The organism is Streptomyces sp. NPDC090083 (assembly GCF_044747445.1).
In the GTDB taxonomy this organism is placed as follows: Bacteria; Actinomycetota; Actinomycetes; order Streptomycetales; family Streptomycetaceae; genus Streptomyces.
Genome location: NZ_JBIVED010000002.1, coordinates 207542 through 226486, shown reverse-complemented (window position 1 = coordinate 226486; position 18945 = coordinate 207542). Strand labels below are relative to the sequence as shown.

18 protein-coding genes are annotated in these 18945 nt (G+C 73.3%); 9 read left to right on the top strand and 9 right to left on the bottom strand.

The features are described 5' to 3' along the window. The first annotated feature begins 193 nt into the window (after nt 1-193). Nucleotides 194-2782, top strand: coding sequence for a helicase-associated domain-containing protein (locus ACIPTO_RS06835; RefSeq protein WP_401189948.1), 2589 nt, complete (start codon nt 194-196; stop codon nt 2780-2782). Here the strand turns inward: ACIPTO_RS06835 and ACIPTO_RS06830 are convergent. Further along, nucleotides 2697-3257, bottom strand: coding sequence for an NUDIX domain-containing protein (locus ACIPTO_RS06830; protein WP_366317034.1), 561 nt, complete (start codon nt 3255-3257; stop codon nt 2697-2699). The two genes, ACIPTO_RS06835 and ACIPTO_RS06830, sit on opposite strands and share 86 nt — an antisense overlap. A 135-nt stretch (nt 3258-3392) precedes the next feature. Between ACIPTO_RS06830 and ACIPTO_RS06825 the strand changes: the two genes are divergently transcribed. Further along, on the top strand, nt 3393-5036 hold the full coding sequence (locus ACIPTO_RS06825; RefSeq protein ID WP_366317036.1) for a DNA repair helicase XPB: 1644 nt from the start codon (nt 3393-3395) through the stop codon (nt 5034-5036). Between the two features lie 30 nt (nt 5037-5066). Here ACIPTO_RS06825 and ACIPTO_RS06820 read toward each other — a convergent pair whose 3' ends face one another. Continuing rightward, nucleotides 5067-5249, bottom strand: a complete 183-nt coding sequence (locus ACIPTO_RS06820) for a hypothetical protein (RefSeq protein WP_366317038.1) — start codon at nt 5247-5249, stop codon at nt 5067-5069. A gap of 378 nt (nt 5250-5627) precedes the next feature. Between ACIPTO_RS06820 and ACIPTO_RS06815 the strand changes: the two genes are divergently transcribed. After that, nucleotides 5628-7592: a HelD family protein gene (locus ACIPTO_RS06815; protein WP_401190818.1), complete on the top strand. Its 1965-nt coding sequence runs from the start codon at nt 5628-5630 to the stop codon at nt 7590-7592. A 34-nt stretch (nt 7593-7626) separates the two neighbouring features. On the opposite strand, the gene ACIPTO_RS06810 is transcribed toward ACIPTO_RS06815, so the two are convergent. Then, entirely contained in the window at nt 7627-8337 is a 711-nt protein-coding gene (locus tag ACIPTO_RS06810) for a copper homeostasis protein CutC (RefSeq protein ID WP_366317040.1), read from the bottom strand. 106 nt (nt 8338-8443) lie between these two features. After that, the gene (locus tag ACIPTO_RS06805) at nt 8444-9127 is read right to left on the bottom strand and encodes a maleylpyruvate isomerase family mycothiol-dependent enzyme (protein ID WP_401189946.1); all 684 of its coding nucleotides are present in this window, start codon (nt 9125-9127) and stop codon (nt 8444-8446) included. A gap of 44 nt (nt 9128-9171) precedes the next feature. On the opposite strand from ACIPTO_RS06805, the gene ACIPTO_RS06800 reads away from it, so the two are divergent. Further along, entirely contained in the window at nt 9172-9834 is a 663-nt protein-coding gene (locus ACIPTO_RS06800) for a hypothetical protein (protein WP_366317044.1), read from the top strand. A gap of 137 nt (nt 9835-9971) precedes the next feature. Next, complete coding sequence (locus ACIPTO_RS06795) at nt 9972-11021, top strand: GNAT family N-acetyltransferase (RefSeq protein ID WP_401190816.1); 1050 nt, start codon at nt 9972-9974, stop codon at nt 11019-11021. A 73-nt stretch (nt 11022-11094) separates the two neighbouring features. On the opposite strand, the gene ACIPTO_RS06790 is transcribed toward ACIPTO_RS06795, so the two are convergent. After that, nucleotides 11095-11361: a DUF4031 domain-containing protein gene (locus ACIPTO_RS06790; protein ID WP_366317046.1), complete on the bottom strand. Its 267-nt coding sequence runs from the start codon at nt 11359-11361 to the stop codon at nt 11095-11097. After that, a complete protein-coding gene (locus tag ACIPTO_RS06785) occupies nt 11358-11762 on the bottom strand; it encodes a hypothetical protein (RefSeq protein ID WP_401189943.1) in 405 nt (134 codons plus the stop codon). The genes ACIPTO_RS06790 and ACIPTO_RS06785 overlap by 4 nt, the downstream gene beginning before the upstream one ends. A gap of 54 nt (nt 11763-11816) precedes the next feature. On the opposite strand from ACIPTO_RS06785, the gene ACIPTO_RS06780 reads away from it, so the two are divergent. From ACIPTO_RS06780 to ACIPTO_RS06770, 3 genes are all read left to right on the top strand, one after another. After that, the gene (locus ACIPTO_RS06780; RefSeq protein WP_401189942.1) at nt 11817-12728 is read left to right on the top strand and encodes a MurR/RpiR family transcriptional regulator; all 912 of its coding nucleotides are present in this window, start codon (nt 11817-11819) and stop codon (nt 12726-12728) included. A gap of 72 nt (nt 12729-12800) precedes the next feature. Next, entirely contained in the window at nt 12801-13736 is a 936-nt protein-coding gene (gene murQ / locus ACIPTO_RS06775; protein WP_401189941.1) for an N-acetylmuramic acid 6-phosphate etherase, read from the top strand. Between the two features lie 16 nt (nt 13737-13752). Next, entirely contained in the window at nt 13753-15123 is a 1371-nt protein-coding gene (locus ACIPTO_RS06770) for a PTS transporter subunit EIIC (protein WP_401189939.1), read from the top strand. A gap of 8 nt (nt 15124-15131) precedes the next feature. On the opposite strand, the gene ACIPTO_RS06765 is transcribed toward ACIPTO_RS06770, so the two are convergent. Next, complete coding sequence (locus tag ACIPTO_RS06765; RefSeq protein WP_401189938.1) at nt 15132-15800, bottom strand: class I SAM-dependent methyltransferase; 669 nt, start codon at nt 15798-15800, stop codon at nt 15132-15134. A gap of 207 nt (nt 15801-16007) precedes the next feature. Here ACIPTO_RS06765 and ACIPTO_RS06760 point away from each other — a divergent pair, with 207 nt between their 5' ends. After that, on the top strand, nt 16008-16574 hold the full coding sequence (locus tag ACIPTO_RS06760; RefSeq protein WP_366317057.1) for a hypothetical protein: 567 nt from the start codon (nt 16008-16010) through the stop codon (nt 16572-16574). A 208-nt stretch (nt 16575-16782) separates the two neighbouring features. Here ACIPTO_RS06760 and ACIPTO_RS06755 read toward each other — a convergent pair whose 3' ends face one another. Then, a complete protein-coding gene (locus ACIPTO_RS06755) occupies nt 16783-17670 on the bottom strand; it encodes a metallophosphoesterase family protein (RefSeq protein ID WP_401189936.1) in 888 nt (295 codons plus the stop codon). 140 nt (nt 17671-17810) lie between these two features. Further along, nucleotides 17811-18941 carry an NADH:flavin oxidoreductase gene (locus ACIPTO_RS06750; protein ID WP_366317061.1) on the bottom strand — a complete coding sequence of 377 codons (1131 nt, stop codon included), beginning with the start codon at nt 18939-18941 and terminating at the stop codon, nt 17811-17813. Between the last annotated feature and the right edge of the window lie 4 nt (nt 18942-18945).

The following is an 18945-nucleotide window of genomic DNA, read 5'->3' as shown; positions in this document are numbered from 1 at the left end:
ACGACCGTAGCGCAGGTCGGGGCTCGCGCAGGCCGCGCGTCGGGGGCGCACGGCGGGTCCGGGCGGGTGTGGGCGGCCACCGGAGGCGGGTGGGGGCGAGGGGTGATCGCCGTCCGCACCCGGGCCGTCGCGGTGCGCTCACCTCGGGGCGGAGGACACCGGCCCGAGGCCCGCACCCGCTACCGTGGGTCGGATGAGCACCCCGGCCACGCCGCCCCGTTCGCTCGCGGAGGCCCTCCGAAACAGGGACGACGCCTCCCTTGCCGCGCTGCTGCGCAGCCGCCCCGACCTCATCACGCCCGTCCCCACCGACCTCACCCAGCTCGCCACCCGGGCCGGTACCCGCGGGTCGGTGGTGCGCGCCCTGGAGCGCCTCGACCGTTTCGCGCTGCAGACGGCGGAGGCGCTGGCCGTGGCGGCGGACCCGGCGTCGTACGACGAGCTGCTCGCGCTGATGGCGGGCGACCGGCGCGACCCCGCGGTCGTGCACGCGCTGCCGCGCGCCCTCGCGGCGCTGCGCGAGCAGGCGCTGGTGTGGGGCGCGGACGACCGGCTGCGGCTGGTGCGGACCGCGCGTGAGCTGCTGGCGCCGTCGCCGCAGCACCCGTCGCCGACCGGCCTCGGGCCCACGGTCGCGGAGGCCACGGCGGGCATGTCGCCGGGCCGGGTCCAGGAGATCGTGACGGCGGCGGGCCTGCCCTCCACCCACGACCCGGTGTCCGCGGTGGCGTCACTGACCAAGCTGTTCACGGCCAGGCGGCGGATGAAGGCGCTGCTCGCCGGTGCCCCCGCCGAGTCGCTGGAGGTGCTCGACCGGCTGCTCTGGGGTCCTCCGTACGGCCAGGTGACCGCCGACCCCGCGCCCTGGCTGCGCTGGCTCATCGACCGGGGGCTGCTGCTGCCGACGGCGCCCGGCACGGTCGTGCTCCCCCGCGAGGTGGCCCTGCATCTGCGGGCCGGGCGCGCGCACCGGGAGGTCGAGCCGGTGGCGCCCGCGGTCGAGGCGAAGGCGACGCACCGCCCGCCGCTGGTGGACACGACGGCGGCCGGGCAGGCGTACACCGCGCTCGCGACGGTCGAGGAGCTGCTGAAGGACTGGGACGAGGGCGGGCCGACGGTGATGCGCGCGGGCGGCCTCAGCGTCCGCGACCTGAAGCGGACGGCGGTCGCCCTGGACGTGGCCGAGCCCGTCGCCGCGTTCTGGGTCGAACTCGCCTACGGAGCAGGCCTGTTGGCCTCCGACGGCGAGGCCGACGAACGGTACGCGGCGACCCCCGCCTACGACGAGTGGCTCGAACAGCCCGCCGCCCACCGCTGGGCCCGGCTCGCGGCGGCCTGGCTCACGGCGACCCGGACGCCGGGCCTGGTCGGCGGCCGGGACGCGAAGGAACGGACCCTGTCCGCGCTGGGCCCCGGCCTGGACCGCTCGGCGGCCCCGGAGGTACGGCACCGGGTGCTCGGACTGCTCGCCGCACTGCCCGAGGGCGCCTCGCCGTCCACCGAGTCGGTGCTCGCGCGGTTGCGGTGGGAGCGGCCCGTGCGCGGGGCGGGCGGGGGACAGCGGAACACCGCGCACACCGGGGGTACCGACGGTTCGGGTGCTTCGGGTGCTCAGGGGGACGACGATCCGCGCAGCCGGCTCGCCCGGTGGATGCTGGGCGAGGCGGAGATGCTGGGGGTGACGGGGCGCGGGGCCCTGTCGGCGCACGGGCGGGCGCTGCTGGGCCCGGGGGCCGCGGCGGCCGGCCCGGCCGGTGTCCCCGACCCCGCCGGCCCCGGCGACAAGCTCCCCGTCCACCACCACCGCCCGCCCACCCACCCGGACCCCCTCTCCCCCGCCGAGCAGGCCGCCGCGAGTGCCGCCGCCGCACGGATCCTCGCCCCGCTGCTGCCCGAACCCTTGGACCACGTCCTGCTCCAGGCCGATCTGACGGCGGTGGCGCCCGGTCCGCTGGAGCGGCCGCTCGCGGACATGCTGGACGTGCTCGCGGACGTGGAGTCGAAGGGCGGGGCGACGGTGTACCGCTTCACGCCGGGCTCGGTGCGCCGCGCGCTGGACGCGGGCCGGTCCGCGTCCGACCTGCACGACTTCCTCACCGCGCACTCCCGTACGCCGGTCCCGCAGCCCCTCGCCTATCTGATCGACGACGTGGCCCGCAGACACGGCCATCTGCGGATCGGCGCGGCCTCGGCGTACGTCCGCTGCGACGACGACGCGGTGCTCAGCGAGATCCTCGCGGACAAACGCTCGGCGGGCCTGCGCCTGCGCCGCCTCGCCCCGACCGTGCTGGCCGCGCAGGCCGACCCGGCGGCGCTGCTCGACGGGCTGCGCGCGATGGGCTTCGCGCCGGCCGCCGAGTCCGCCGAGGGCGATGTCGTCATCACCCGGGCGCACGCCCACCGCACCCCGCCCCGCACGGCCCCGGACCCGGTGCCGGACGGGCCGCCGCCCCCGGACCCGACCCTCCTGTCGGCGGCGATCCGTGCGATCAGGGCGGGCGACCGCGCCTCGACGACCCCCCTGAAGACGACCACGCCCCCCAACGGCGAACTCCCCCGCACCGGTTCGGCCGAGACCCTCGCCACCATGCAGGCCGCCGTCCTCACCGGCACCACCCTCTGGATCGGCTACGTCAACGCCGAGGGCACCGCCAGCCAGCGCGTCATCGCCCCCATCCGCGTGGAGGGCGGCTTCGTCACGGCGTACGACCACACGGCGGACGAGGTCCGGACGTATCCGCTGCACCGGGTGACGGGGGTGGCGGAACTGGCCGAGGACTGAGGTAGCGGGCCAGCGCCTCCGCGCCGTCCGGCACGAAGTCCGGCCGGGTCGCCATCTCCCGCAGCTCGTCCTCCGTGACCCATGCGTGCCAGGCGATCTCGCCCGGGTCGGGGCTGATGGCCTCGTCGACGACCGCGTCGTGCACGCCGACCCAGTAGGGGCTGATCACGCCCCGGCACAGGAACTTGAGCGCGAACCGCACCGGCGCCCGCACCCCGAGTTCCTCGGTGAGTTCACGGGCCGCCGCCTGCTCGTACGACTCCCCGGCCTCCACACCGCCCCCGATCAGCCAGTTGTACCGGCCCGGGAACCGCGCCATGTCCGCGGCCCGCCGATGCACCAGTACGCGGCCCTCCGCGTCCCGGCAGACGGTCGTCGCCACCCGGTGCAGCCACTGACGCCTGATGGCCTCACCCCGCTCCACGACCCCGAGCACCCGGTCCTGCTCGTCCACGCGGTCCACCAGTTCTCCCACGGCCCCCACCCTCCGCTCGCCCGAGCCCCCACCCTCCCAGACCCCGGCGTGATCACCGGCCGGTAGTGCACACTGGACGTTTGGCCGTCCCGAGTCCTCCAGGCCCGGCCGAGGCCCGCAGAAAGGCAGTCGCGCGTGAATGGCCCCCTCATCGTCCAGTCCGACAAGACCCTTCTCCTCGAGGTCGACCACGAGCGAGCCGACGACTGCCGGCGCGCCATCGCGCCGTTCGCCGAGCTGGAGCGGGCGCCGGAGCACATCCACACCTACCGGGTGACCCCCCTCGGTCTGTGGAACGCGCGGGCCGCCGGGCACGACGCCGAGCAGGTCGTGGACGCCCTGGTGGAGTACAGCCGGTATCCCGTGCCGCACGCGCTGCTCGTGGACATCGCCGAGACCATGGACCGGTACGGCCGGCTGACCCTGAGCAAGCACCCCGCGCACGGGCTCGTCCTCACCACGACCGACCGGCCCGTGCTGGAGGAGATCCTGCGGTCGAAGCGGATCGCCCCGCTGGTCGGCAGCCGCCTCGACCCCGACACCGTCGCCGTGCACCCCTCCGAGCGCGGGCAGATCAAGCAGGTGCTGCTGAAGCTGGGCTGGCCGGCCGAGGACCTCGCCGGGTACGTCGACGGCGAGGCGCATCCGATCGAGCTGGACGAGGACGGCTGGGCGCTGCGCCCGTACCAGAAGCAGGCCGTGGAGAACTTCTGGCACGGCGGCAGCGGTGTCGTGGTGCTGCCCTGTGGAGCGGGGAAGACCCTCGTCGGCGCGGGCGCCATGGCGCAGGCCAAGTCGACCACGCTGATCCTCGTCACCAACACCGTCTCCGCCCGGCAGTGGAAGCACGAGCTGATCAGGCGGACCTCGCTGACCGAGGAGGAGATCGGGGAGTACAGCGGGACGCGCAAGGAGATCCGGCCCGTCACCATCGCCACCTACCAGGTGCTGACGACCCGGCGGAAGGGCGTCTACCCGCACCTGGAGCTCTTCGACTCCCGCGACTGGGGACTCATCCTCTACGACGAGGTGCACCTGCTGCCCGCGCCGGTCTTCAAGTTCACCGCCGATCTGCAGGCGCGGCGGCGGCTGGGCCTGACCGCGACCCTCGTGCGGGAGGACGGCCGGGAGTCGGACGTGTTCTCGCTCATCGGGCCGAAGCGGTTCGACGCGCCCTGGAAGGAGATCGAGGCGCAGGGCTACATCGCGCCCGCCGACTGTGTCGAGGTCCGGGTCAACCTCACGGACTCCGAGCGGCTCGCGTACGCCACCGCCGAGGCCGAGGAGAAGTACCGCTTCTGTGCGACCACCGCGACGAAGCGGAAGGTCACGGAGGCGATCGTGCGGCGCTTCGCCGGTCAGCAGATCCTCGTCATCGGGCAGTACATCGACCAACTCGACGAGCTGGGCGAGCACTTGAACGCGCCCGTGATCAAGGGCGAGACCTCCAACGCGCAGCGGGAGAAGCTCTTCGGGGCGTTCCGCGAGGGGGAGATCAGCGTGCTCGTGGTGTCGAAGGTCGCGAACTTCTCGATCGACCTGCCGGAGGCGACCGTCGCGATCCAGGTGTCGGGGACGTTCGGCTCGCGTCAGGAGGAGGCCCAGCGGCTCGGGCGGGTGCTGCGGCCGAAGGCCGACGGACACCAGGCGCACTTCTACTCGGTCGTCGCACGGGACACGATCGACCAGGACTTCGCCGCCCACCGCCAGCGCTTCCTGGCGGAACAGGGCTACGCCTACCGGATCATGGACGCGGACGAGCTCCTCGCGGAGAGCTGAGCCCGGGGGCGGCCGTGAGTGACCGTGCGGTCACTTGCGGCGCACGCCCGCCTCCTCGCCGTACTCACCGAGGACGACCACGCTGAACGCGGCGCCCGCGAACACTTTTATGGCGCGCAGGGCGTTGCCGAGGCGATGGGGGTGGCTGCCGCCGGTGACCGGTGTCGCGCCGGTCGGGCGGGCGGGGATCGGGGTGATGGTCGCTGCGCTCATGTATCCATGGTGCGTCGTGGGACATAAGGCCGGCATCGGTCCGGAGGGCCAACCTCCAAGGCGGTCTTCTACGCCTCCGGGCGGACCCTTTCCCCTGCTGGGTGGAGGGGGTGTCCCCTAGGGGAAGCCGGCGGCGGCGTCAACGCGGCCGTAAAACCATTCGCGTCCCCCGCTTCCGCTGACCTAGAATCTCCGCTCTTGCCCGCCTCCCCGCAGGGAGTGCCACCGCCCGGACGGAAACCGGCCGGTACCCACCGAGCACACACCCAGCAGCCCGACAGCAGGCCCTCCGGAGGCACCCCCTTGTCCACGCCCACCGACGACCCGCTCGCCCGCGAGCGCTCCCACCTGGCCTCCTCCCGTTCCGCGCTGCGCGCCATGCGCGAGGACGTCGAGTCGCTCGACATCAAGGACGTCACGGCGAACTGGGTCAACGCCGAGGTCCTCGCCCGCCAGATCGACGACCGCATCAAGGCGCTGGCCGACCTGAGCGACACCCCGCTGTTCTTCGGCCGCCTCACCTATCTGCACGCCCCGGGCGCCGACCAGGCCGAGGGCGCGGAGGGCGAGCAGTTCTACATCGGGCGCCGCCATGTGCACGACGCCGACGGCGACCCGATGGTGATCGACTGGCGCGCGCCGGTCTCGCAGCCGTTCTACCGGGCGTCCAAGAAGGACCCGCTGGACGTCTCGCTGCGCCGCCGCTTCGGGTACACGGGCGGCGACCTCACGGCCTACGAGGACGAGCACCTCATGGACCCGGCCGAGGCCGCCGCCACCAGCAAGCTGCTCCAGCAGGAGATCGAGCGCCCGCGCGTGGGCCCGATGCGCGACATCGTCGCGACCATCCAGCCCGAGCAGGACGAGATCGTCCGGTCCGGTCTCGGCGGCACGGTCTGCGTCCAGGGAGGCCCCGGCACCGGGAAGACGGCCGTCGGCCTGCACCGCGTCGCCTACCTCCTCTACGCCCACCGCGAGCGGCTCGCCCGCACCGGCACCCTCGTCATCGGGCCGAACAAGTCCTTCCTGCACTACATCGAGCAGGTCCTGCCCGCCCTGGGCGAGCTGACGGTCCGCCAGGGGACCGTGGACGACCTGGTCGCGCATGTCGAGGTGCGCGGCACGGACGAGGCACCGGCCGCCGTCGTCAAGGGCGACGCCCGCATGGCCGAGGTCCTCCGCCGCGCGGTCTACGCGCACGTCACGCTGCCCACCGAACCGGTGATGGTGGTGCGCGGCTCCCGCCGCTGGCGGGTCCCGGCGTACGAACTCGAAGCCATCGTCCGGGAGTTGCTCGACCGCGACATCCGCTACGGCGCGGCCCGCGAGGCCCTTCCGCAGCGCATCGCGCATGCCGTGCTGGTGCAGATGGAGCGGTCCGGGGAGGCGCCGGACGACCGGGTGCAGGACGCGGTGGCCCGCAACACGGCGGTGAAGGCGGCCGTCAAGGCGGTATGGCCGCCGGTCGAGCCCGCGAAGCTCGTGCTGCGGCTGCTCACCGACGCGGACTTCCTCGCCGCGCACGCGGACGGGATCCTCGACGAGGACGAGCAGAAGACGATCCTGTGGGCGAAGCCGGTTCGGAGCGTCAAGGCCGCCAAGTGGGCCGCCGCCGACGCCGTGCTGATCGACGAGGCGACCGACCTCGTGCAGCGGACGCACTCGCTCGGGCATGTGGTGCTCGACGAGGCGCAGGACCTCTCCCCCATGCAGTACCGCGCGGTCGGCCGCCGCTGCACCACCGGTTCGGCGACCGTCCTCGGCGACCTGGCGCAGGGCACCACGCCCTGGGCGACGCGGAGTTGGGACGAGGCGCTGGCCCATCTCGGCAAGTCGGACGGGGTGATCGAGGAGTTGACGGCCGGTTTCCGTGTGCCGACGGACGTCATCACGTACGCCTCCCGGCTGCTCCCGCACATCGCGCCCGGCCTGACCCCGGTCGCCTCGGTCCGTGAGAACCCGGGCTTCTTCGACCTCCGCGAGACGAGCGGCACGGCCGAAGTGGTCGCCGCCTGCGAGGAGTTGCTGCGCAACGAGGGCTCGACGGGCCTGATCGCCGCCGACGCCAGGGTCCCGGCGCTGGCGGAAGCCCTCACCGCGGCGGGCATCGGCTTCATCGACCCGGGCGAGGAGACGACCGCGGAGACGCGGCTGACGCTGGTCCCCGCCTCACTCGCCAAGGGCCTGGAGTACGACTACGTGGTGCTCGACGAGCCGCAGGCGGTGGTCGACGGCGAGCCGGACGAACGCACCGGCCTGCGCCGCCTGTACGTGGCGCTGACCCGAGCGGTGTCGGGCCTGATCGTCACGCACACGGCACCGCTTCCCGCCCAACTCGCCTGAGCGAGAAGGGCGGTTCGCACCGGGGTCGGGCGGTTCAGGCCCCGGCCCCGGCTCCGGCGCCGTCGAGGACCGCCCGCCACTCGCCGACGGCCGCCGCCGACACCGGCCGCTCCCAGCCCTCGGGCCGGGCGGCGCCGCCGATGTGGAAGGCGTCGACTCCCGCGGCGATCAGGGTCGGCACATGGTCGAGGCGCAGGCCGCCACCGACGAGGAGACGCTGCTCGTAGCCCGGTTCGCCGTACAGCGCGGCCTCGCGGAGCAGGGTGGACAAGCCGTCGTCGACGCCGTCGGCCGAACCGGCGGTGAGGTAGGCGTCGAGGCCGGGCAGGTCCGCGAGCTGCTTGCGCAGGGCGTCGCGGTCGGCGGCGCGGTCGATCGCGCGGTGGAACGTCCAGGCGCAGCCGTCCAGTTCGGCGACGACCCGCTCCACGGCGTCCAGGTCGACCCCGCCGTCCGGGCCGAGGAACCCGAGCACGAACTGGTCGGCGCCGGCGGCCCGCAGCTCTCCGGCGGTCCGCACGAGCCGGTCGGTGTCGCCCGCGGCGAACCCGTCCGCGAGGCGCAGCATCACGCGCAGGTCGATGTCGACGGCGGCGCGGATGGCGGCGAAGGTGTCCACCGGCGGGGTGAGCCCGTCGGCCGCCATGTCGGTGACCAGTTCGAGACGGTCCGCGCCTCCGGCCTGGGCGGCGACCGCGTCCTCGGCGCCGAGGGCGATCACCTCCAGGACTGCACGCGTGCTCATAGGACCCCTTCCGTCGTGTTCCCTGGAGCGGCTACAGGTCTAGTCCAATATCAGGGTACGCGGGAGGACCGGGGCCCGCGAGATCACCCCCGGCGCCGGACCCGGATCACCCGCCGAAGATGTTCAGCTCGGCCGGCTCCGCCCCGGCCAGCTCGTACCCCGCCCCGTCCGGCACCGGCCGTCCCGAGTACAGCCGTACGAGCGTGGGCGCGTCGCCGATGTAGCGCGCCGGGGTCAGCTCGCCCGAGAGATCGCCCAGCAGCAGCGGATCGTCCAGGTCGTCGAGGTCGGCGTGCAGCGGCCGGTGGTTCCGCTGCCGGGTCACGAGGCCGAGAAGGGGGAGAGCGGACTCCAGCCCCCGGCCCCCGTAGGCGCCGGGCACACCGAGCACGTCCCGCACGTCACCGGCGTGCACCCACTCGCCCAGCGCGACGGCGTCGAGCGCACCGCCCGCGCGGGCGATGGCCGCCCCGGCCTCCGTCATCCCGCGCTCCAGCTCGTCGACGACCTGCCCGTTCGTCCAGCCGGCCCGCTCCGCGATGTCCCGGTCGTTGGCCTCCGGCGAGAACACCCCCTCCTCGAAGCGCCGCTCCACCACCCGCGTCAGCGCCGCCGCGCAGTGCGCGAGCACGTCCCGCACGGTCCAGCCGGGACACGCGAGGGTCGCCAGCGCGAAGTCCTCGTCGGGCCGGGAACGGAGCAGCGGAATCAGGGCGTCGCGCTCACTGACGAGCAGCCGGCCGGGCAGTTCGGGATCGCGTACGTCATGAGCTGTGTCGGCATAAGTCATGCGTTCCACGCTAGGGGTACGGCCCCGGGAGGAAAATAAGCGGCATGCCCGATCTCGACGCCCTCCGCGCCCGCTGGACCCGCGCCCTCGACGGCGCCCGCCCCTCCGCCGACGGCCCCGACCCGTCGCCGTACGCCGAGAACCTCCTCGCCCGCTGGCGGGAACCCCAGCGGCACTACCACACGCTCACCCACCTCACCTCGGTCCTCGACCACATCGACGTCCTGGAGGAACACGCCGCCGACCCGGACGTCGTACGGCTCGCGGCCTGGTTCCACGACGCGGTCTACCTCCCCGACCGCTCCGAGAACGAGGAACGCTCCGCGCGGCTGGCCGAACGCGCGCTGACGGAGGCGGGCGTACCGGAGGCGAGGACGGCCGAGGTGGCCCGCCTGGTCCGGCTGACCGTCACCCACGCCCCCGCGGACGACGACCCCGACGGCCAGGTCCTGTGCGACGCGGACCTCGCGATCCTGGCCGCGCCCCCGTCGGCGTACGCCGCGTACACGGCGGCGGTCCGGGAGGAGTACGCGTTCGTCCCCGACGACGCCTTCAGGGAGGGCCGTTCGGCGATCCTCCGCCAACTCCTCGCCCTCCCGAGGCTGTTCAGGACCCCGCACGGGGCCGCGGAATGGGAGGCCACGGCACGCTACAACCTGACGTCGGAACTGGATCTCCTGGCTTCGGCGGACCCCGCCGCCGACTGAGCGGGGCGACGAGTTCCTCCTCTTCCTCCTCTTCCTCCTCCACCGTTTCCCCGCCGCGCGGCGCGTGCGCGGCCCGTATGCTCCCCCGCATGGGGACCACGGGTGGAAACACGGGAGCGGACGCGGGCGCGGACCGACTGGAGGAGGCCGTCGCGGGCTGCGTCGCGCTGCTGGGGACGGCGACCGACGCGGACTGGGAGAAGGCCACGGCGGGCCGGCTGGAGTGGAGCTGCCGGGACACCGCCGAGCACATCGCCGGTGATCTCATCTCCTACGCGGGGCAGTTGGCCGGTCGCGCACGCGACGCGTACGTCCCCTTCGACATCACCTTCGACGACGGCACCGACAACTCCGGTGCCCTGGAGGTGATCCGGACGACCGGCGTGCTGCTCACCGCCGCCATCCGCACCACCCCGCGCGAGGTGCGCGCCTTCCACCCGTTCCCGTTCCGCAGCGCCAACCGCGAGGGGTTCGCCGCGATGGGCACCGCCGAGGTGCTGCTGCACACGCACGACATCGCCGAGGGCCTGGGCCTGAACTACCAACCCGGCCCGGAACTCGCCGAGTTCGTCCTCACCCGGATCTTCCCGCACGTCCGCCCCGGCGCCTCCCCGTGGCTCACCCTGCTGTGGGCCACCGGCCGCGGCGAGCTCCCGGGCCGTCCCCCCGTCACCGCCTGGCGCTGGCACAACAACCTCGTCCACGACACCGACCGCCTCACCCTCCAGGGCATCACCCCCGCGTCCGCGACCGATCTCGTCGGCGGCGGCGACGGCGGTTTCGAGTGGATCGAGGGCGGCCCGTACGAGGGCACCCGGGAGGCCTCGACCTTCCTGCTCAAGGCATACCAGTCGGGCGTCCACCGACCGGAGTTCGGCGTCTTCACCCTCGTCCGCCGCGAGGACGGCCGCGCGGTCGGCGGCCTGGGCTTCCACGGCGCCCCCGACGAGGAGGGCCGGGTCGAGGTCGGCTACGACCTGGCGGCGGGCGCCCGCGGCCACGGTTACGCGACGGAGGCGCTCCGCGCGCTCTCGGCCTGGGCGCTGGCCCGCGACGACGTACGCACGGTCTTCGCGACGATCGAGCGCGACAACCTCGCGTCCCAGGCGGTCGTCACCCGGGCCGGGTTCAGGAAGGTGAGCGAGGAGGGCGCGGACGGGGAACTCGCCTACGAGTTGAGCCGCTGAGCGGAGCCCGCCGGACCGACCGGGCCGACCGGGTCGCCGATAGGGCCGGTTCAGCCGCCGCCCGTCAACTCCCTCACCCGGCGCGCCCCTTGGGCCTGCGCAGCCCCGCCGCGGTCAGCAGCCGCACCACCTCCCGGCTCCGCACCTCCACCGCCCCGGCGGCCACCGCGTCCGCGTAACGGTGCGACGGGATGTCGTAGTGATCGCGCTCGAAGGCCCGGCGCGGTACGCCCAACCCCTCGGCGAACAGGTGGAGTTCGTCGTACGAGACATCGCTGACGAGATGCGACCAGAGGCGTCCGTGCCCCGGCCAGGTGGGCGGGTCGATGTAGACGGTCACAGGGAGCCCAGGTTCCCGACGGCGGCGACCTTCACGCCCGCCTGGTGGCAGACCCAGTGCGGGTCCGGTCCGAGTTCCGGCTCGACCTCCAGGGCGTGCGGGTCGCCGGACGCGCAGACCGGGCAGAGCGGCCAGCGGCCGTAGGCCTCCAGCAGGGCGTCCTGCACGTCCTGGGCGACCAGCCCGGCGACGTAGGCCACCCCTTCCGGCCACTGCTCCACCCACCAGCGCCGCTCCACGATGGACTCCTCCACCATGGACACCACGTCCGCCGCGACGACCTCGCGCGCGGCCAGATCGGCGAGCACGAGGGCACGGGCGGCGTGCAGCGCCCGCTCCAGGGCGCTCAGGGGGACGGGCTCGTCACGGGGGCCGTCCACGGAGTCGTCGTCGGGGTGCATGCACCCATTGTGCGCACTCTTGACCCGGCCTCCGCACGAAAATATCTTTCAAGGGTGACCCAGGAAGTGAAGGAAATTTTCGGAGGCGCCTCCGGGAGTACGCCCCCCGCCGCCCTGACCGCCAAGGTGCGCACCCTCGCCCCCTCCATGACCCGCTCCATGCAGCGCGTCGCCGAGACCGTCGCCGCCGACCCGGCCGGCTGCGCCGCCCTCACGGTCACCGGCCTCGCCGAACGCACCGGCACCAGCGAGGCCACGGTCGTCCGCACCGCCCGCATCCTCGGCTACCCCGGCTACCGCGACCTCCGCCTGGCCCTCGCGGGGCTCGCCGCGCAGCAGCAGTCCGGGCGCGCGCCCGCCCTCACCACCGACATCGCCGTCGACGACCCGATCGCCGACGTCGTCGCGAAACTCGCCTACGACGAGCAGCAGACCCTCGCGGACACGGCCGCCGGGCTCGACACCGTTCAGCTCGGCGCGGCCGTCACCGCGCTGGCGGCGGCCCGCCGTACCGACATCTACGGCGTCGGGGCGTCCGGGCTGGTCGCCCAGGACCTCGCCCAGAAACTCCTTCGCATAGGCCTCATAGCCCACGCCCACAGCGACCCGCATCTCGCCGTCACGAACGCGGTGCAGCTCAAGGCGGGGGACGTGGCCGTCGCGATCACCCACTCCGGGTCCACCGGTGACGTCATCGAGCCGTTGCGGGTCGCCTTCGAGCGCGGGGCCACGACCGTGGCGGTCACCGGGCGGCCGGACGGGCCGGTCACCCAGTACGCCGACCACATCCTCACGACGTCCACCGCACGGGAGAGCGAGCTCCGGCCGGCCGCGATGTCGTCCCGGACGAGTCAGCTGCTGGTGGTGGACTGCCTGTTCATCGGGGTGGCGCAACGGACGTACGAACAGGCGGCACCGGCACTGTCGGCGTCCTACGAGGCGCTGGCACATCGACACAGGCGGTAGCCGTACGGTGCCGCCCCGCGGCCAGGTCGTGGCTGGTCGCGGTCAAGGAACAACAGAAAGAGCCGCTTCTCAATGACCTCGACGTCCAACCCCCGGGACCTCCGCGCCGAGTTGGAGACCCTCACCACAGAAGCCTTCCGCCCGGAACTCGCCGGTATCGACCAGCTCCCCACCCTCGACATCGCCCACCTGATGAACACCGAGGACGCCACGGTCGCCACCGCCGTCGCACAACGCCTCCCCGAGATCGCCGCCGCGATCGACGCCGTAGCGGACCGTATGGGCAGGGGCGGCAGGCTGATCTACACGGGCGCGGGCACCGCCGGCCGCCTCGGCGTGCTGGACGCCTCCGAGTGCCCCCCGACGTTCAACACGGCCCCCACCCAGGTCGTGGGCCTGATCGCCGGCGGCCCGGACGCCCTGGTGACGTCCGTCGAGGGCGCCGAGGACTCCCGCGAACTCGCCCGCGCCGACCTCGACGCCCTCACGCTGACCCCCGACGACACGGTGGTCGGGATCTCGGCCTCGGGACGCACCCCGTACGCGATCGCCGCCGTGGAGCACGCGCGGAGCGCCGGCGCCCTGACCATCGGCCTCTCCTGCAACGGGCACAGCGCCCTCGCCGCAGCCGCGGCCCACGGCATCGAGGTCATCGTGGGCCCCGAACTCCTCACCGGATCAACGAGGTTGAAGGCGGGCACGGCACAGAAGCTCGTCCTCAACATGCTGTCGACGATCACCATGATCCGGCTGGGCAAGACCTACGGGAACCTGATGGTCGACGTCCGCGCGTCGAACGACAAGCTGCGCGCCCGCTCCCGCCGCATCGTCGCGCTCGCGACCGGCGCGGACGACGCGGAGATCGAGCGGGCCCTCGCCGCCACCGACGGCGAGGTGAAGAACGCGATCCTGGTGGTCCTCGCCGGGGTCGACGGCCCGAGCGCCGCCCGCCTTCTGGAGGAGTCCGGCGGCCGTCTGCGCGCGGCGCTCGCGGCGGCGGGCGGCTGACCAGCAGGCTCGGGGTGTGGATACTCCGTACGACACCGCCGCCGCCCTCCTCCCGCTCGTCGGCGGCCCCGCGAACGTCACGTCCGTCGCCCACTGCATGACCCGTCTGCGGCTCGGCCTGGCCGACCGTTCGCGGGTGGACGAGGCGGCGCTGCGGGCGCTGCCCGGCGTGCTCGGGGTCGTGGACGACGACACGTACCAGATCGTGCTGGGGCCGGGGGTGGTGGCCAAAGTGACCCCGGAGTTCGAGAAGTTGGCGGGAAGAGCGGGCGAACTGGCCGCGCGGGGAGCCGAGTTGAAGGAGCGGCGACGGGCACGCAACGCCACCCCCGGCAAGCTGCTCCTCCGCCGGATCGCCAACGTCTTCGTCCCGCTCATCCCCGCCCTGATCGGCTGCGGAGTCCTCGCGGGCCTCAACGGGCTGCTGGTCAACCTGCATTGGCTACCGGGAGTGACCGGCGCCCTGGCCGTCGTTCCGTCCGCCTTCCTCACCCTCATCGCGGTGTTCGTCGGATACAACACGGCGAAGGAGTTCGGCGGGACGCCGGTACTGGGCGGGGCGGTGGCGGCGGTCGTCGTGTATCCCGGGGTGGCGAAGGTGACGGCCTTCGGGGTCGCCCTCTCGCCCGGCCAGGGCGGAGTGCTCGGCGCACTGGCCGCCGCGGTCCTCGGCACGTCCATCGAGAAGTGGTGCCGCACCTGGGTTCCGGCGACCCTCGACGTCCTCGTCACCCCCACCCTGACGGTCCTCGGCGCGGGCCTCGCGACGCTCTACGGCCTCATGTACGCGGCCGGCGAGATCTCCACCGCGATCGGCACCGCGTCCGACTGGCTCCTCGCCACCACCGGCCCCTTCGCGGGCCTGATCCTCGGCGGCCTCTTCCTCCCCCTCGTGATGCTCGGCCTCCACCAGGCCCTCATCCCCATCCACACCACCCTCATCGAACAGCAGGGCTACACCGTCCTGTTGCCCCTCCTCGCGATGGCGGGCGCGGGCCAGGTGGGTGCGGCGGTCGCGGTCTACGTCCGCCTGCGCCACGACACGTCCATCCGTACGACCATCAAGTCGGCCCTCCCGGCGGGCCTGCTGGGCGTCGGCGAACCGCTCATCTACGGCGTCTCGCTCCCCCTCGGCCGCCCGTTCCTGACCGCCTGCGCGGGCGGCGCGGCGGGCGGGGCGTTCGTCGGTTTCTTCGCGATGCTGGGCGACAAGGTCGGGGCGACGGCGATCGGACCGTCGGGGTGGGCCCTGTTCCCGTTGCTGGCGGGGAACAGGGGGCTGGGGACGACGGCGGCGATCTACGCGGGGGGTCTGCTGACGGGATACGGCGTCGGCTTCCTGACGACATACGCCTTCGGCCTCACCCGAGCCCCGAGCCCAGCCTGACCCCCCACTCACACCGCCCCCTTCCGCCACACCAGCGTGTACCGCCAGAACAACCCTCGCCGAAGCCGGACTCCCGGCAGGACCCGGATCACCTCACTACGGACCTCCGCGAAGGTCATCTCCGGCGGCCGGGTCACGGCGGTCATGGCCACCGGACGGGACACGGCCCCACGCCCCCGGTTCTTCAGCCAGCCCGTGACGACGTTCAGGGCGACGGACACGGCCCCGAGGACCGAGTCGACGGCGTCCGCCTCACGGGCGCAGCCGACCACCACGAGGGTTCCGCCCGGGGCGAGTCGATCGCGGAACCGGGTCAGCGTCTCGGCGAACGGAAGGTGGTGGAGGGCGGCGACACAGGTGATGACGTCGTAGGGGCCGACGGGCATGTCGTCGCGTGCGTCGACGACGGTGAAGACCACGGGGACACCCGGCGGGGTCAACACCCGTGCCCGGGCGATGATTTCGGGATCGGAGTCGATGCCCTCGACACCAGCCGCGGTCCGTACGGTCAGCAGCCGTGCGAGGTCGCCGGTCCCGCACCCCACGTCCAGGGCCCGCCCGGAGCCGCGGGGCAACTGCCGTAGCAGCCACGGGTGGTAGTACGCGTTGTGGCTCCAGGGGTGGGCGGCGTTGAAGGAGTCCAGGGCTCGGAGGAGGCGGGGCGGGATCAGGGGCATGGGGTCAGTCGATCACGGGGGGGGGCAGGGCGGACGGGCTTCGCGGTTTCGCTCCCGGCCGCAGCGGTCACCGATGCCGGCGTGAGCGGAAGGACAAGGGCATCTTCTGCAGGGGCGGCAGGTTGTGCCACCTCTGCCGTCCGTGCCGCCCACCGCGCAGGCCCCTCCGCCCCCGGCGCGGAAAAGCCGACTATGGTCGACAGAACCATGAACCACGCCCAGCAGACCGCCCTAGGCCGCGCCCTCCGTCTCCTCGGCGAGCACGGCGAGGCGCTCACGTCCGACACCCCCGACGCCCGGCTGCACGAGGTCAAGGCGGACCTCAGGCGCGCCCTGGACCTGCTCGACGACAGCGTCAGCGGCTCCGCGCCCACCACCCGCTGCCCGGAGCACCCCAACGGCCCGGTCGACGAGAGCGCCCCGGACCTCTGCCTGCTCTGCGAGACCCGCCGCCGCTCGGCCCGCCGCTCGGAGTTCAACGGCCCCGCCGTCACCAGACCGGCCGACACCACGCCCTCCCGCTACGGCGTCCGCGAGGACCGCCCGCAGGCCCAGCAGCGCTGGCTCCCCGAACTCTGGAACGGCCAGGCCTGGCAGCTCTGCGGCACCCCGCGCCGCGACCGCCACGAGGCCGAGCTGTACATCGCGGCCCAACGCCGGGGCTCCCGCCCTGCGATGGCGTACCGCCTCGTCCACGAGTTCACGGACTACGAGGTGCTGCGCGTCTGGGGCACACCGGTCCACGTGGACATCGAGCCGCTGGGCAACCTCTGAGGGCACATACGACGAAGTCCCCGCCCCGCGCGATGCGGGACGGGGACTTCAGTGGAGCGCCGGGCAGGCCTTGCACCTGCATTTCCCCACGGGAAGTGGGGCGTCTTTCCTTGGACCACCAACGCAGCACCGGCCGACCGGGGTTACGGCGACTGGCTCAAGATCTACTATACCCCCGGCTCGCACCACAGCGCCAACCCGGCCCGCTCTACGCCCCGTTGGGCACATCGGGCGCACCGGGCGCGTTCCGTTCGACGATCGACCGGACCTGCTCCGCGTCCAGCTGGTACACCGTCTCGTGCGCCCGGGGATCCCGCGCGTGGAGGGTGTGGAACAGGGGCCCGGTCTCGCCGCCCAGTTCGACGAGCGAGGCGGAGGCACCCCGGACGGCCCGTTCCGTGCCGTACGCGGTCGTCAGGTCCATCCGGTTGACGACCCCGGGCGTGACCCACACCGGTGTGGCCTCCAGAAAGCCGAAGAGCTGGAGGTGGAAGTGCCCGGTGAGAACGACCCGTACGTCGCGCCCCCGGATCGCGTCCGCCAACTCCCCCGGGTTCGTGAGCCCGAAGGCCCGCTGCATCGGCGTGTCGAGGGAGATCGGCGGATGATGGAAGGCGAGCACGGTCCCGCGCTCGGCGGGAGTCCTCAACTCTTCCCTGAGCCAGTCCAGTTGGGCCCTGCTGAGCTGCCCGTACACCTTTCCCGGCACGAGCGAGTCGAGCGTGATGAAGCGGTGTCCGCCGACCGTGCTGACGGCGGCGCATCCGAACTCCGCCGGGAACACGGCGTCCGCGGCCTCGTGCCCGCTGCCGAGCACCTTGCCGAACGCCTCCCGCTCGTCGTGGTTCCCGGTCGTGTAGAAGACCGGCACCCCGCCCATCAGCCGGGCGAACCCGCCCACCAGTTCCTTGACGGACGCGTACGCCTCCACCGTCCCGTCGTCGGCGATGTCCCCGGTCACGACCACCGCGTCCACCCGCCGCTGATGTCGCAGCTCCGCCAGCATCAGCCGCAGCGAGTCCGTCGCGTCGACGCCGTGACGGTTGGGGGCGCCGGTGCGCTCCAGATGAGTGTCTGACAGCTGCAGGATCCTCATGTGCGGGCACGCTAGCGGGAGTTGGGGGGCACGGACAGATGCGGGCGGCGGTGGGGCCGCGGACGGATACGGGCCGGCGGGGGCGCGTCCCCTGGCTCGGGAACGCCCGCCTCCACCGGCCCGTACCTCCACCTCGTGGTTCAGCTGAGGGACTTCAGCGCCGCCGCGTCGTACGGCGCCAGCTCCGACACCCGTCCGGACAGCACCTTCGCCGCCCACTCCGGGTCCTGAAGCAGCGCCCGGCCCACGGCCACCATGTCGAACTCGTCGCGCTCCAGGCTGTCGAGGAGGTCGTCGATGCCCTTGACGGGAGCGCCCTCGCCGCGGAAGCCCTTGATGAAGTCGCCGTCGAGGCCGACCGAGCCGACGGTGATGGTGGGCTTGCCGGTGAGCTTCTTGGTCCAGCCCGCGAGGTTGAGGTCGGAGCCGGTCTCCTCGAACTCGGGGAGCCAGTAACGGCGGGTGGAGGCGTGGAAGACGTCGACACCGGCCGCGGCGAGCGGCGCGAGGATCGCGTCCAGCTCCTCGGGCGTCTCGGCCAGCCGGGCACCGTAGACGTCCTGCTTCCACTGCGAGAAGCGGAAGATGATCGGGAATTCGGGGGACACGGTCTCGCGGACCGCGGCCGCGATCTCCGCCGCGAACTTGGTACGGGCGACCGCGTCACCGCCGTAGGCGTCCGTACGGCGGTTGGTGCCCGCGTACAGGAACTGGTCCAGGAGGTAGCCGTGGGCGCCGTGCAGTTCGACGCCGTCGAAGCCGATGCGCTCGGCCGCGGCGGCGGCCTCGGCGAAGGCGCCGATGACGTCGTCCAGGTCCCGCTGGGTCATGGCCTTGCCGGTGACCTCGTCGCTGCCGATGCGCAGCCCGGACGGGCCGACCGCGGGCGCGTCCGCGTACGGCGGCTGGCCCTGCTCGCGGACCATGCCGATGTGCCACAGCTGCGGGACGATCGTGCCGCCCGCCGCGTGCACGCCCTCGGCCACCTTCGCCCAGCCCGCGAGCTGCTCCGCGCCGTGGAAGCGCGGGACGTCGTCGCTCTGCCCGGCGGAGTCGTGGCCGACGTAGGTGCCCTCGGTGACGATGAGGCCGACGCCGGCGCCGGCCCGGCGGGAGTAGTAGGAGACCACGTCGTCGCCGGGGATGCCGCCCGGAGAGAACTGCCGGGTCATCGGCGCCATCACGATCCGGTTCGGGACGGTCAGGCCGTTCAGGGTGATCGGACGGCCGAGGATGTCGGCGGCGCGGGAGGCGGGGGCGGTCGTAGACACGTGT

What these genes read in the sequence shown, in the direction of transcription:
- ACIPTO_RS06835 (WP_401189948.1), top strand. Translation starts at nt 194, where the DNA reads ATGAGCACCCCGGCCACGCCGCCCCGTTCGCTCGCGGAGGCCCTCCGA.
- ACIPTO_RS06820 (WP_366317038.1), bottom strand. Translation starts at nt 5,249, where the DNA reads ATGAGCGCAGCGACCATCACCCCGATCCCCGCCCGCCCGACCGGCGCG.
- ACIPTO_RS06815 (WP_401190818.1), top strand. Translation starts at nt 5,628, where the DNA reads ATGCGCGAGGACGTCGAGTCGCTCGACATCAAGGACGTCACGGCGAAC.
- ACIPTO_RS06810 (WP_366317040.1), bottom strand. Translation starts at nt 8,337, where the DNA reads ATGAGCACGCGTGCAGTCCTGGAGGTGATCGCCCTCGGCGCCGAGGAC.
- ACIPTO_RS06805 (WP_401189946.1), bottom strand. Translation starts at nt 9,127, where the DNA reads ATGACTTATGCCGACACAGCTCATGACGTACGCGATCCCGAACTGCCC.
- ACIPTO_RS06800 (WP_366317044.1), top strand. Translation starts at nt 9,172, where the DNA reads ATGCCCGATCTCGACGCCCTCCGCGCCCGCTGGACCCGCGCCCTCGAC.
- ACIPTO_RS06785 (WP_401189943.1), bottom strand. Translation starts at nt 11,762, where the DNA reads ATGCACCCCGACGACGACTCCGTGGACGGCCCCCGTGACGAGCCCGTC.
- murQ (WP_401189941.1), top strand. Translation starts at nt 12,801, where the DNA reads ATGACCTCGACGTCCAACCCCCGGGACCTCCGCGCCGAGTTGGAGACC.
- ACIPTO_RS06765 (WP_401189938.1), bottom strand. Translation starts at nt 15,800, where the DNA reads ATGCCCCTGATCCCGCCCCGCCTCCTCCGAGCCCTGGACTCCTTCAAC.
- ACIPTO_RS06760 (WP_366317057.1), top strand. Translation starts at nt 16,008, where the DNA reads ATGAACCACGCCCAGCAGACCGCCCTAGGCCGCGCCCTCCGTCTCCTC.
- ACIPTO_RS06755 (WP_401189936.1), bottom strand. Translation starts at nt 17,670, where the DNA reads ATGAGGATCCTGCAGCTGTCAGACACTCATCTGGAGCGCACCGGCGCC.